We start from the raw sequence: 12,910 nt of genomic DNA on the forward strand, positions 1-12,910 counted from the left end.
CCTCGTACTGGACGTACTTGGGCTTTCGGCCGGTGCGGCGAGAGTGCGTGCCGGGCGTCGCGACGGGGCGAACGTTGCCTGCCGCGGCACTAGCGAGGCCGTCGAGGCCCACACCCGGGCGCGCGAGCTGTATCACGCCGTGGGGGACGACCGCGAGATGAGCGCGTGGAGCAACCTGGGCAACGCCCTCATGCGGTTGGGCCGCCCCGCCGAGGCCACGCAGGCCCTGGCCCAGGCTCTCGAGCTGTGCCGGGCGAAGGGGAACCGGCACGGCGAGGCCATCGTCCTGAACAACCTCGGGACCGCCCGGCAGATGGCGGGCGAAGGGGCCGAGGCGATCGAGGCGTTCGCGAAGGCGCTGGAGATCTACCGGGACTTCGACGACTCGTTCGGCGTCGGCCAGACGCTGGAGAACCTGGCGCGGATCCACCGAAGGGAGCGCAGGCCGGCCGAAGCCCGCACCGCCTACCTCCAGGCAGCGGAGGCCTTCACCCGGGCCAACGCCCCCGCCGAGGCATCCCGTTGCCAGGACTGTGCCACCCGCTGAAGGGCATCGGCGTACGTCGTTCACCGGCGTCCGACGCGCCCTGGTTTCAACAATCCGTTGCCTCCGGCCAACCCCCAGTAGTCATCGCACGCCCCACCGCCTACGGTGTCCCCGTGCCCAGACCCCCGTCCCACACTCACCAGCCCGGTCCGCCCTTCGACTCGCCCGCTGCCGCCAGGCTGCGCTCGGCGCTCGGCATGGCTCCCGAGCATGTCGCCCACAGTCTTCGCTCGTCCTATGGGCTTCCCTACGCCACCCCGGATCTCGTGGTCGCCTGGGAACGCGGGATCATGACGCCGAGCAGTCCTGAACTCACCGCTCTCGCGGGCGTGTTGTGGTGTTCGCCCGCCGAACTGCTCGGCCGGCCGCGCACGTTGCGCGAACACCGCATCGCCCGTGGCCTCGCGCCCGAGGATGTCGCGCGGGCCGTGGGGCACCCGTTCGCGGAGTACGCGCGGATGGAGGAGAGCGGGGAGTGGGAGGGCTCGGACCGGCAGTGCGCCGCCCTCGCCGAGCTGCTGGATCTCTCGCTGCCCGACCTGGTCACCGTCACCGGCCGTGAGGCCAAGCTCAGCGACCTGCTGCGGACCGCCGCCCGCACCCGCTGGCAGGCGTATGTGAAGCCCGTGTCCAAGCTGCTGCCGCTGGACCGGCGGCTCGTGGAGCCCGCTCTGCGGGAGCTGCATCAGGTCTATCAGGGGCAGATGTCGGCCACGCTGAACTGGTCGGGCAGCGACGCGGCCGGGATCGCGAGCGACGCCGGCCGGGACTTCCTCGACGGGATCGTGGACGCCTTCTGGACGATCGTGCAGAACCGCACGTCCCAGAACGGTTAGAACACCGACTCCGCCTCGTCCATCCGGTCCTTCGGGACGGTCTTCAGCTCGGTGACCGCCTCCGCCAGCGGCACCATGACCACCTCCGTCCCGCGCAGGGCCGTCATCCTCCCGAACACGCCTCGGTGCGCCGCCTCCACCGCGTGCCAGCCGAAGCGGGTCGCGAGGACACGGTCGTACGCCGTCGGGACGCCGCCGCGCTGGATGTGGCCGAGAATGACCGGTCGGGCCTCCTTGCCGAGCCGCTTCTCCAGCTCGTAGGCCAGGGCCGTGCCGATGCCCTGGAAGCGCTCGTGGCCGAACTTGTCGATCGCGCCCTTGCCGTAGTCCATGCTGCCGTCGGCCGGGTGCGCGCCCTCCGCGACGCAGATCACCGCGAACTTCTTGCCGCGGGCGAAACGCTCCTCGACCATCTTGACCAGGTCGGCCGGGTCGAAGGGCCGCTCGGGGAGGCAGATGCCGTGCGCGCCCGCCGCCATCCCGGACTCCAGCGCGATCCAGCCGGCGTGGCGGCCCATGACCTCGACGACCATCACCCGCTGGTGGGACTCGGCCGTCGTCTTCAGGCGGTCCATGGCCTCCGTGGCGACGCCGACCGCCGTGTCGAAGCCGAACGTGCGGTCCGTCGACGAGATGTCGTTGTCGATGGTCTTCGGGACGCCCACCACCGGCAGCCCGGCATCCGACAGCATGCGCGCGGCCGTCAGCGTGCCCTCGCCGCCGATCGGGACGAGGGCGTCGATGCCGAAGGCCTCGATCATGTCGGAGGCGCTATCGCAGGCCTCGCGCAGCCGGTCGCGCTCCAGGCGGGACGAGCCGAGGATGGTGCCGCCGCGGGCCAGGATGCCGCTCACGGCGTTGAGGTCGAGGACGCGGTAGCGGCCGTCGAGCAGGCCCGCGTAGCCGTCCTCGAAGCCGATGACCTCGTCGCCGTAGTTGTCGACCGCTCGGTGCACGACCGACCGGATCACTGCGTTCAGGCCTGGACAGTCGCCACCTGCGGTGAGAACTCCGATGCGCATCGTGCTGTGTCTCCTGCTCGCTGTCGGTACCGGTGAGCCGGATTCGATTGTTTCACGCCGCCGAACGGGCTGTCTCTTGACGGGCGCCTTAACTACGCGCAGAGGTATTGTCAAGAGGGATCTGCTCACCTAGGTGGGCGATTTTTGCGACAGGGCCAGAACACACCTCACCCCTCGAAGAGCAACCTCACCGAACGGAGAGCTCGCGTGACCCGCAGCGTGTACGTGACCGGGATCGACCGCGGCGACGGCCGCCAGGTCGTCGAGCTGGGAGTCATGGAACTCCTGACCCGGCAGGTCGACCGGGTGGGCGTGTTCCGCCCCCTCGTCCACGACGGGCCCGACCGGCTCTTCGAGCTGCTGCGCGCCCGCTACCGGCTGGCACAGGATCCGGCCACCGTCTACGGGATGGACTACCACGAGGCGTCCGCCCTCCAGGCGGAGCAGGGCGCGGACGAGCTGATCTCCACGCTCGTCGACCGCTTCCACCTCGTCGCCCGTGACTACGACGTGGTCCTCGTCCTCGGGACGGACTACGCCGACACGCAGTTCCCCGACGAGCTGGCCCTCAACGCCCGGCTCGCGAACGAGTTCGGCGCTTCGGTGATCCCCGTGGTCGGCGGCCGCAAGCAGACCGCGGAGTCGGTGCTCGCGGAGACCCGCAACGCCTACCGGGCCTACGAAGGCCTCGGGTGCGACGTCCTCGCCATGGTCGCGAACCGGGTCGCCCCGGAGGACCGGGACGAGATAGCCGCCGGTCTCGCCCTCCGGCTGCCCGTGCCCTGCTACGTCGTGCCCGACGACGCCGCCCTGTCCGCGCCGACCGTCGCGCAGATCAGTCACGCCCTGGGCGCGCGGGTGGTCCTCGGCGACGACTCCGGGCTGGCCCGCGACGCGCTCGACTTCGTCTTCGGCGGGGCGATGCTGCCGAACTTCCTCGACGCGCTGACCCCGGGCTGTCTGGTCGTCACCCCGGGCGACCGGGCGGACCTGGTCGTCGGCTCGCTCGCCGCGCACAGCGCAGGCACCCCGCCGATCGCCGGGGTGCTGCTCACGCTGGGCGAGGTCCCGAGCGCGGAGGTCCTCACGCTCGCCGCCCGGCTGGCCCCAGGCACCCCCGTCCTCTCGGTGCCCGGCACCAGCTTCCCCATCGCCGAGCAGTTGTTCTCCCTGGAGGGCAAGCTGAACGCGGCCACCCCGCGCAAGGCAGAGACCGCCCTGGGGTTGTTCGAGCGGCACGTCGACACGAGCGAGCTGCTCAAGCGGATCTCCGCGCCCAGCACCGACCGCGTCACCCCGATGATGTTCGAGCACAAGCTCCTGGAGCAGGCCCGCTCCGACAAGCGCCGGGTCGTCCTCCCGGAGGGCACCGAGGAGCGCGTTCTGCACGCCGCCGAGGTGCTGCTGCGCCGGGGCGTGTGCGACCTCACCCTGCTCGGTCCCGTCGACCAGATCCGCAAGAAGGCCGCCGACCTGGGCATCGACCTCGGCGACTGCCAGCTGATCGACCCCGCGACCAGCGAGCTGCGCGACCGCTTCGCCGAGCTGTACGCCGGCTTCCGGGCCCACAAGGGCGTCAGCGTCGAGCTGGCCTACGACGTCGTCTCCGACGTGAACTACTTCGGCACGCTGATGGTGCAGGAGGGGCTCGCCGACGGCATGGTCTCCGGGTCCGTGCACTCGACGGCCGCGACCATCCGGCCCGCCTTCGAGATCATCAAGACCAAGCCGGACGCCGACATCGTCTCGTCCGTCTTCTTCATGTGCCTCGCCGACAAGGTCCTCGTCTACGGCGACTGCGCGGTGAACCCCGACCCGAACGCGGAGCAGCTCGCCGACATCGCCGTCCAGTCGGCGGCCACCGCCGCCCGGTTCGGGGTGGAGCCGCGGATCGCGATGCTGTCGTACTCGACGGGCACGTCGGGTTCGGGCGTCGACGTCGACAAGGTGCGCGAGGCGACCGAGCTGGTCCGCTCGCGGCGGCCCGATCTGAAGATCGAGGGGCCCATCCAGTACGACGCGGCCGTGGAGCCGACGGTCGCGGCGACCAAGCTGCCGGGTTCCGAAGTCGCCGGACAGGCCAGCGTGTTGATCTTCCCGGACCTCAACACGGGCAACAACACGTACAAGGCCGTACAGCGTTCGGCCGGCGCGATCGCGGTCGGGCCGGTGCTCCAGGGTCTGCGCAAGCCCGTCAACGACCTGTCCCGGGGCGCCCTCGTCCAGGACATCGTCAACACCGTCGCCATCACGGCGATCCAGGCCCAGACCGCCGAGCAGAAGGTTTCCGAGCTGTGACCGCGACCCGTGTCCTCGTCCTCAACTCCGGCTCCTCGTCGGTGAAGTACCAGTTGCTCGACATGCGCGGCGGCAGCCGGCTGGCGATGGGGCTCGTTGAGCGCATCGGCGAGCAGTCCTCGCGGCTGAAGCACACCCCGCTCGCGACCGGCGGCGCGAGCCGTGAGCTGACCGGGCCGATCGCCGACCACGACGCAGCGCTGAAGGCCGTCGCGGAGGAGCTGGCGAAGGACGGGCTCGGCCTCGACTCCCCCGAACTCGCCGCCATCGGGCACCGCGTCGTGCACGGCGGGCAGAGCTTCACCGAGCCCACGGTCGTCGACGACGCCGTCCTCGCCGAGATCGAGCGGCTGATCCCGGTCGCCCCGCTGCACAACCCGGCCAACCTCACCGGCATCCGCACGGCGACGGCGCTGCGGCCCGACCTGCCCCAGGTCGCCGTCTTCGACACGGCCTTCCACACGACGATGCCGGAGGCGGCCGCGCGCTACGCGATCGACGTCGAGACCGCCGACGCCCACCGGGTGCGGCGCTACGGCTTCCACGGGACCTCGCACGCGTATGTCTCCCGGGCGACGGCGAAGCTGCTCGGCAAGACGCCCGAGGAGGTCAACGTCATCGTGCTGCACCTGGGCAACGGGGCGTCCGCGTCGGCGGTCGAGGGGGGCCGGTGCGTGGACACGTCCATGGGGCTGACCCCGCTGGAAGGCCTCGTGATGGGCACCCGCTCGGGGGACGTCGATCCGGCCGTCATCTTCCATTTGGCGCGTGTTGGGGGAATGTCCATCGACGAAATCGACACTCTTCTCAACAAGAAGAGCGGGCTCATCGGGCTGTGCGGTGACAACGACATGCGGGAGATCCGGCGGCGGATCGACGAGGGCGACGAGCGGGCGAAGCTCGCCTTCGACATCTACATTCACCGGCTGCGGAAGTACATCGGAGCCTATTACGCCGTGCTCGGCCGGGTGGACGCGGTCGCGTTCACGGCCGGGGTCGGGGAGAACGCGGCGCCGGTGCGGGCGGCGGCGGTGGCGGGGCTGGACTCGCTGGGCCTGGCGGTGGACGGCGGGCTGAACGCCGTCCGGAGCGACGAGCCACGGCTGATCTCGCCGGCCGACGCGCGGGTGGCGGTCGCCGTCGTGCCGACGGACGAGGAACTGGAGATCGCCACACAGACCTACGCGTTGGTGGAAAACGCAAACTGATCAGGAAAGCAACTGAGCACCTGCGCACTCATTTGTCTCTTCCACCAGACGGAATATTCCGTAGCGAAACAAACCGATAGGATCGCCCCATGCGCCGTTCGAAAATCGTCTGTACTCTCGGCCCCGCGGTCGACTCCCATGAAATGCTCGTGTCGCTGATCGAAGCCGGTATGAATGTGGCCCGCTTCAACTTCAGCCACGGCACGCACGCCGAGCACCAGGGCCGGTACGACCGGGTCCGGGCCGCCGCCAAGGAGACCGGCCGGGCCATCGGCGTCCTCGCCGACCTCCAGGGCCCGAAGATCCGCCTCGAGACCTTCGCCGAGGGTCCCGTGGAGCTGCTGCGCGGCGACGAGTTCACCATCACCACCGAGGACGTCCCCGGCGACAAGACGATCTGCGGCACGACGTACAAGGGCCTGCCCGGCGACGTCTCGCGCGGCGACCAGATCCTGATCAACGACGGCAACGTCGAGCTGAAGGTCCTGGACGTCGAGGGCTCGCGGGTGAAGACGATCGTCATCGAGGGCGGCGTCATCTCCGACCACAAGGGCATCAACCTGCCCGGCGCGGCCGTCAACGTGCCCGCGCTGAGCGAGAAGGACATCGAGGACCTGCGGTTCGCGCTGCGCATGGGCGCCGACCTGGTCGCCCTGTCCTTCGTCCGGGACGCCGCCGACGTCGCCGACGTCCACAAGGTCATGGACGAGGAGGGCCGCCGGGTCCCCGTCATCGCCAAGGTGGAGAAGCCGCAGGCGGTGGAGAACATGGAGGACGTCGTGATGGCGTTCGACGGTGTGATGGTCGCGCGTGGCGACCTCGCCGTCGAGTACCCGCTGGAGCGGGTCCCCATGGTGCAGAAGCGCCTCATCGAGCTGTGCCGGCGCAACGCCAAGCCGGTGATCGTGGCGACCCAGATGATGGAGTCGATGATCACCAACTCCCGGCCGACCCGCGCCGAGGCCTCCGACGTGGCCAACGCGATCCTGGACGGCGCGGACGCGGTCATGCTGTCCGCCGAGTCGAGCGTGGGCGCCTACCCGATCGAGACCGTGAAGACGATGTCGAAGATCGTCACCGCGGCCGAGCAGGAGCTGCTGAGCAAGGGCCTGCAGCCGCTCGTGCCGGGCAAGAAGCCGCGCACGCAGGGCGGTTCGATCGCCCGTGCCGCGTGTGAGATCTCCGACTTCCTGGGCGGCCGGGGCCTGGTGGCCTTCACGCAGTCCGGCGACACCGCCCGCCGGCTGTCCCGTTACCGCGCCTCCCAGCCGATCATCGCCTTCACCACCGACGAGAACACCCGCAACCAGCTGGCGCTCAGCTGGGGCGTGGAGTCGCACGTCGTGCCGTTCGTGAACAGCACGGACGAAATGGTCGACATGGTCGACCAGGAGATCGCCAAGATCAGCCGCTTCAACCCGGGCGAGATCGTCATCATCACCGCCGGCTCGCCCCCCGGCGTCCCCGGCACCACCAACATGCTGCGCGTCCACCACCTCGGCGGCGGCGCCCGCGACTGAACGGGCGGCCCCGCGAACGGGCTTGTACGGCGCTGAGGGCGCCCCCTGCGAACAGGGGGCGCCCTCAGCGTTTCTGCGGCTCCCGAACGGGTCTTGGGGGTGCTCAGCCGGCCGTCGTGTACTGGTGGAGGCCGGGCACGGTCAGCGTGCCGCCCAGCTGGCCCGCCTGCTGCACCTTCACATTGGTGAAGTAGATCAGCGGGATGTTGAGCGGCGGCGGGCTCTGAGGGGTGAACGTGACCGGGATCAGGCCGAACAGGTTGCCGGAGATGCTCTCCGTGTACATGATCGTGTCGCCGTCACGGATGGTGGACGTGGTGCCCTTGCCCGCCTGCACGTGGTACGTCTTGCCGGACTGCTTGTCGGCCACCGTCTGGTGCAGGTCGCCGATGTCGGTCCCGTCGGAGATGACGTACTTCAGGACCTCCTTGACGGTGCCGTTGGCGGTCTTCACCTTGACGATGCCCTGGTAGTCGGCGCCCTTGAGGAGCAGCGAGCTGGCGTTCAGGTACCAGGGGTCGTCGGGCAGCCTGATCTTGTTGTCGATGCCGCTCTCGTCCTCGGTGGCGACGGGGCAGTCGTCGACGTCCGTGCCGGCGCTCTCCGAGGGGCTCGGCGAGGCCGTGGCGTCGTCGGCGGCCTCCTCCGAGTCCTTCTCGGTGTCCTTCGCCGTCTCCTCGGCCGTCTCGGCGGTGTCCTTCACCGTGTCGGTGACGGCGTCGGTGGTGTCCTTGGACGTGCCGGACGAGTCCGAGCCGTCCGACGAGTCCGAACCCGAGTCCGACGTCGAGTCGTCCGCAGAGGCCGAGGCGGAGGCGGAGGCCGACGGCGACGGGCTCGACCCGGCCGTCTCGTCCGAGCCGCTGCCGTCGAAGAGGTCGGTGATCGCGTCGCCGATGGTCTCCAGGACGTTCTTGCCCGTCTCGGTGGCCGACGGCTCGGCGGTCGTCGTGTCGCCGGACGTCGTCGACTTGTCGGGCGAGGAGGACGCCGACGGGGAGGGCTCGGCCGCGTCGTCGGAACCTGAATCCGAGGAGGACGAGTCGTTCGTGCCGCCCGCGTCGCCCGACGTGTCCTTCGAGTCGTCCGTGGACGTGTCCGAGGACTCGTCGGCGGAGGGCTCGGCGGACTCGGCTGCGCTCTCCGAGGCGGACGGCGACGGCGAGGCCGAGGCGGAGGCGTCCGCGTCCTCCAGGGCCGCCAGGCAGTCCTTGTACTCGTCGATCGTGAGGCTCTTGGACGTCGGCTGGTCCTCGGCGTTGGCGAGGGTGGGCGTGAAGCCCATCCCCATCAGCACCGCCGTCGGCATGGCCGCCAGGGCTATCGCCTTGCCGGCCGGCATGTGGAACCTGGTGAACAGCGGCTTCTTCGGTGCCGCGTGCCGCGGCCCGGTGGTTCTCACGCGGGCAGCGTCCACATCGCTCCCGGTGGAAACCTCGTCAGCCGGCACTGTGCCTCCCGTTCGCCCCGTTGGCCGGGCTCGTTCCTGACAGATCGTGCAGATCGTGCGGCTCGCCCGGTCCCTGGTCGTCCTTGGTGAAGGACGGCTTCTCGGTGAAGGCGGGGCCCGTGCTGTACGGGTTCTCGGTGAGGTCGCCCGGCGTGGCGGAGCCCTCGGGGAAGGCGCCCTCGGGGGCGTCTCCGGCGGCCGCGCCGTGCTCCGGCGCCGGAACCGGCGCGGGCGGGACGCCCGGCGCCCAGGAGACGGCCATCGCACCGCCGATCAGAGCGAGCAGAAAACCGATGAGGAAACCGCCGAGGTTGGAGACGGGGATGGACACCAGCCCCAACAGGATCGCCGCGACGCCCGCGAACACCTGTACGTGCTTCTGAAACCACAGACTGACGCCCAGCACACCCAGCAGCACGCCGATGATCAGGGACCCGGCGCCCGCGGTGGTCGCCATCGCCAGCGTCAGGTGGCCCACCTGGAGGTGCGCGTACGGGAAGTAGGCGATGGGAAGTCCGCTGAGAAGGACGAACAGACCGGCCCAGAACGGCCGCGTACCTCGCCAGGCGCGGAACTGCTGCCTCCGGCGGGTGAACTGGCCGGGGGCGACAGGGGTCTCGGCGCTCATGGAAAACAGCTCCCTGGTGCGGCTTTGCTGTGGTGGTGGGTTGTACTGCGGGTGGAGACCCGGGCCCCGAAGGCCCGGGCTCCAACTGGACGGGCGGGGGCGCCACCGGCTCCCCCGCCCGTCAGAGAGTGCTTAGTAGCACTCCTTGACACCCGTCGACAGCGACATCTTCAGGCCGCTGAGCTTGAAGGTTCCGGCAGTGGTGGCCCACGCCGTCTGCTTCACGTCGGTCAGCGTGGCGGAGTCCGCCTGCTGGGCGAACCCGTACGGGTTGGCCGTGTCACCGCTCTTGAGACCCGGACCCTTGGAGGCGTCCTTGGCGGCCACACCGATGTCGATGCCCCTGAAGACGGCGTTCGCCTGCAGGTCCTCGACGTCGATGTACAGGTTCTCGGCCTCGACCGGAGTACCGTTGCCGCCGGCCTTCAGCGTGAGGCTGACGGAACCGAGCAGCGGGATGTTCGGGGTGACCACGGACTGGCACATGTTCGTGATCGTGGCGCTCTTGAACGCCGAGACGGCGACGGCGTGCGCCGTCTTCTTGCCGTCGAGGGTGTAACCCGTGTCGATCGCGCCGTACTGCGAGAAGCCCGTGCCATCGAGCTTGTCGGCGGTGACCTTGAACGACTGCCCCGACACGCTGAACGACGCGGCGAGCGCGCCCTGCGCGAGGGCGACGCCTATGCACGCCGTGGCGGCCACGCTGGGCACCATGACGACGGCGAACCGCTTCCATCTGGTCCCGCCACGCACCTGGGACTCCATATTTCCTCCTTCTCGGACGTACATCTCCTGGTCCCGACTCGCCCCCGGTTGCGGCGGCTCAGACGGACAGGGATGGGAGAAGTGCTACGTCCTCGGGAAGGGGAGCGCCCGTCTCGGAGGCGCGAACCGCGCACCGATCACCGGCGATCACCCCCGAGCGACAACCACTGGTCGCGCCTGACACGCATCACGCACAACCTTGCTGGACAGGCTTCGCCACAGCGAAGACCCCCCTGCCCAAGGGCCGACGTCACTGTCGTCGTCCCTGCTCGGTGGGGACCCAGGAAAACCCGTTGACCCAACCGGCTGTCGGGGTACGGGATTGGACCGAGCGTGGCCGATCGTGGTGCATTCTCGCGGCTCGCACAAGGGGGTTCGTTACTGGCTAGTAACGGCCGGATAACCGAACAACGACCCACAGGTCTCGACCGGCGACGCAGGGTGTCTTCCACGCCCAGGACAAAGCTGTTGATCGCTGGACACAATCCGACAGATCGGCGGCCTCGTCTTACTTGCAGTAACAGCGGCCGCGATTACCAAGATTTGGTAAAGCGCGGCCGCAGGGGAACCACTTCAGCGGAACTTTCACTCCGGCAACACGGGCCCCGACGTTTAGCGACTGGTCAGAACCCGCGCCCCCGGCCGGAACCGCCGGACCGACCGGAGCGGATCAGAACAGCGCGCGCGCCAACGCCCGCCGGGCCACCGCCACTCGCGGGTCCTCCGGACCGACCACCTCGAACAGCTCCAGCAGTCGCAGCCGCACCGCGTCCCGGTCTCCACCGGCCGTGCGCCGCACGGTGTCGATGAGCCGGCCGAACGCGTCCTCGACATGACCGCCCACCAGATCCAGGTCGGCCGCGGCGATCTGCGCGGCGGGGTCCGCCGGCTTCTCGGCGGCGTCCTTGCGCACCTGCTGCGGATCCATCCCGCCCACCCGCTCCAGCAACTCGGCCTGCGCGAGCCCGAGTTCGGCCTCGCTGTTGCCCGGGTCGTCGGCGAGCACGTTCTTGTAGGCCTGCACGGCGCCCGCGAAGTCACCGGCGTCCAGCGCCTGTACGGCGGCTTCGAGCAGCGCGTCGTACGGTCCGGCCTGCTCCACCGCGGCCTCCTGCGGCGCGGCGCCCGGCTCGGCGTCCGGATCGACCGTCAGACCGGTGAGCCCGAAGCGCTGCTCGCCGACCTGGATCAGCTGGTCGAGGGTCTCGCGGATCTGCGCCTCGCCGGCGGCCCCCTGGAAGAGCGGCAGCGCCTGCCCGGCGACGACCGCGAACACAGCCGGGATGCCCTGCACCCCGAACTGCTGCATCAGCATCTGATTGGCGTCGACGTCGATCTTGGCGAGCAGGAAGCGGCCGTCGTACTCGACGGCGAGACGCTCAAGGACGGGGCTCAGCTGCTTGCAGGGCTGACACCACTCCGCCCAGAAGTCGATGACGACGGGCACCTCGGCGGACCTCTGCAGGACCTCCCGCTCGAACCCCGCCTCATCGACGTCGATGACGAGATCGGCCGGGGAGACGGCCCCCGCGCCGCCCTGCCTGGCCGCTTCGGCGCGCGTCTGCTCCGCCTTCGCCTTGGCCTCCTGGGCCGCCTTCACCGCGGCGAGGTCGACGACTCCGCTCATGGACATGTTCCGTGGCTGCATGCGTCTATCCTCCCCCGTCCGCGCGCCTGCGTGAAAAGCGATCCGAACACATCCCGAACTACGCCCCGAACACCCCGAACACAAGCGCCCGGGTCCCCACCCGCGCCCTGCCGAACCCGGGGCGTGCCCTGCCCGCGTACGTCCGTCACGGGCTTTCGCTACGAGTCGTAGCGTAATGGCACCGAGTGACTGCGCAACACCGTTACCCAGTGATCTCCCTCACGGGAGCACGGACAAAACCTGCGGTTATCGTCTGGGGATGCAGATCCGCACCCCCGCCTGCCGCACCGGCCGCACCGGCCGTCCGCGCAGCGCCGCCGCGGACACCGCGATCCTGGCCGCGGCCCGGCAGGCACTGGTCGAGCTGGGCTGGTCGAAACTGACCCTGGGGGACGTGGCGACGCGCGCCGGGGTCGCCAAGACGACCCTCTACCGCCGCTGGGCCGGCAAGAACGAACTGGTCGTCGACGCCGTCGCGGAACTCTTCGGCGAACTCGAACTCCCCGACCGCGGCAGCCTCGCCGCCGACATCGAGGGCGTGGTCCTCCAGTTCGCGGCGATCCTGGCCCGCCCGGAGGCGAAGAGCGGACTGATGGCGGCCGTCGCCGAGTCCACCCGCGACGACGCCCTGCGCGAACGCATCCGGGCCTCCATCGTCGAGCCCCAGAAGGACCTCGTCCTGGAGGGCCGGGCCCGGGCCCAGGCCCGCGGCGAACTGCCCCCGGAGACGGACGCGGCGGAGGCCGCCCGCACGGTCGACCTCATCTTCGACGTGGTGGCGGGAGCGGTGGTGCACCGCACCCTGGTCAGCGCGGAACCGGCGGACGAGGAGTGGGCGAGAAGCTTTACGAGGCTCCTGGTGACAGGCCTCACCGTCAGCCCGTCCGGTTAGGGCCTGTATGGAGTTGTGATCTGGATCAGGGAGCGGGGCGTGGTGCGTGCGATCGCAAGGCGCCGGGATGCCCTCGTAGCGGAGCTACTAGGGCAT

General features: G+C 70.0%; 11 protein-coding genes. 6 read left to right on the forward strand and 5 right to left on the reverse strand.

Features of this window, described 5'->3' with window-relative positions; genetic code table 11:
- A partial coding sequence (locus AB0J04_RS43300) for a tetratricopeptide repeat protein (protein WP_363174213.1) occupies positions 1 to 547 on the forward strand: 547 nt, incomplete at its 5' end.
- 113 nt (positions 548 to 660) lie between these two features.
- Positions 661 to 1,383 (forward strand): helix-turn-helix transcriptional regulator, encoded by a 723-nt coding sequence (locus AB0J04_RS43305; RefSeq protein WP_363174214.1) that lies wholly within the window; start codon positions 661 to 663, stop codon positions 1,381 to 1,383.
- Here AB0J04_RS43305 and AB0J04_RS43310 read toward each other — a convergent pair.
- Entirely contained in the window at positions 1,380 to 2,405 is a 1,026-nt protein-coding gene (locus tag AB0J04_RS43310) for an ATP-dependent 6-phosphofructokinase (protein ID WP_363174215.1), read from the reverse strand. The genes AB0J04_RS43305 and AB0J04_RS43310 overlap by 4 nt on opposite strands.
- 207 nt (positions 2,406 to 2,612) lie before the next feature.
- Between AB0J04_RS43310 and pta the strand changes: the two genes are divergently transcribed.
- The 3 genes from pta (at position 2,613) to pyk (ending at position 7,431) form a co-directional block, all read left to right on the forward strand.
- The gene (gene pta / locus AB0J04_RS43315) at positions 2,613 to 4,703 is read left to right on the forward strand and encodes a phosphate acetyltransferase (RefSeq protein ID WP_363174216.1); all 2,091 of its coding nucleotides are present in this window, start codon (positions 2,613 to 2,615) and stop codon (positions 4,701 to 4,703) included.
- Positions 4,700 to 5,911 carry an acetate kinase gene (locus AB0J04_RS43320; protein ID WP_363174217.1) on the forward strand — a complete coding sequence of 404 codons (1,212 nt, stop codon included), beginning with the start codon at positions 4,700 to 4,702 and terminating at the stop codon, positions 5,909 to 5,911. The genes pta and AB0J04_RS43320 overlap by 4 nt, the downstream gene beginning before the upstream one ends.
- 89 nt (positions 5,912 to 6,000) lie before the next feature.
- Positions 6,001 to 7,431 (forward strand): pyruvate kinase, encoded by a 1,431-nt coding sequence (gene pyk / locus AB0J04_RS43325; protein WP_363174218.1) that lies wholly within the window; start codon positions 6,001 to 6,003, stop codon positions 7,429 to 7,431.
- 103 nt (positions 7,432 to 7,534) lie between these two features.
- Here the strand turns inward: pyk and AB0J04_RS43330 are convergent, their stop codons facing one another.
- The 4 genes from AB0J04_RS43330 to AB0J04_RS43345 all read right to left on the reverse strand — a co-directional run bounded on the left by AB0J04_RS43330 (position 7,535) and on the right by AB0J04_RS43345 (position 11,922).
- Positions 7,535 to 8,881, reverse strand: coding sequence for a hypothetical protein (locus tag AB0J04_RS43330; RefSeq protein ID WP_363174219.1), 1,347 nt, complete (start codon positions 8,879 to 8,881; stop codon positions 7,535 to 7,537).
- Entirely contained in the window at positions 8,871 to 9,509 is a 639-nt protein-coding gene (locus tag AB0J04_RS43335; RefSeq protein WP_363174220.1) for a DUF6114 domain-containing protein, read from the reverse strand. Before AB0J04_RS43335 ends, AB0J04_RS43330 begins: the two co-directional genes overlap by 11 nt.
- 132 nt (positions 9,510 to 9,641) lie before the next feature.
- Complete coding sequence (locus tag AB0J04_RS43340; RefSeq protein ID WP_363174221.1) at positions 9,642 to 10,274, reverse strand: DUF6230 family protein; 633 nt, start codon at positions 10,272 to 10,274, stop codon at positions 9,642 to 9,644.
- 670 nt (positions 10,275 to 10,944) lie between these two features.
- On the reverse strand, positions 10,945 to 11,922 hold the full coding sequence (locus AB0J04_RS43345) for a tetratricopeptide repeat protein (RefSeq protein WP_363174222.1): 978 nt from the start codon (positions 11,920 to 11,922) through the stop codon (positions 10,945 to 10,947).
- A gap of 259 nt (positions 11,923 to 12,181) precedes the next feature.
- Here AB0J04_RS43345 and AB0J04_RS43350 point away from each other — a divergent pair, with 259 nt between their 5' ends.
- Positions 12,182 to 12,814 carry a TetR/AcrR family transcriptional regulator gene (locus AB0J04_RS43350; protein ID WP_363174223.1) on the forward strand — a complete coding sequence of 211 codons (633 nt, stop codon included), beginning with the start codon at positions 12,182 to 12,184 and terminating at the stop codon, positions 12,812 to 12,814.
- Positions 12,815 to 12,910 lie beyond the last annotated feature (96 nt).

Origin of the sequence: Streptomyces sp. NPDC050263, from assembly GCF_040655955.1 — a bacterium.
Lineage (GTDB): Bacteria > Actinomycetota > Actinomycetes > Streptomycetales > Streptomycetaceae > Streptomyces.

Bases quoted from the DNA above. Each gene is read 5' to 3' on its own strand.
- AB0J04_RS43335 (WP_363174220.1), bottom strand. From the start codon at position 9,509: ATGAGCGCCGAGACCCCTGTCGCCCCCGGCCAGTTCACCCGCCGGAGG.
- pyk (WP_363174218.1), top strand. From the start codon at position 6,001: ATGCGCCGTTCGAAAATCGTCTGTACTCTCGGCCCCGCGGTCGACTCC.
- AB0J04_RS43310 (WP_363174215.1), bottom strand. From the start codon at position 2,405: ATGCGCATCGGAGTTCTCACCGCAGGTGGCGACTGTCCAGGCCTGAAC.
- AB0J04_RS43340 (WP_363174221.1), bottom strand. From the start codon at position 10,274: ATGGAGTCCCAGGTGCGTGGCGGGACCAGATGGAAGCGGTTCGCCGTC.
- AB0J04_RS43345 (WP_363174222.1), bottom strand. From the start codon at position 11,922: ATGCAGCCACGGAACATGTCCATGAGCGGAGTCGTCGACCTCGCCGCG.
- AB0J04_RS43350 (WP_363174223.1), top strand. From the start codon at position 12,182: ATGCAGATCCGCACCCCCGCCTGCCGCACCGGCCGCACCGGCCGTCCG.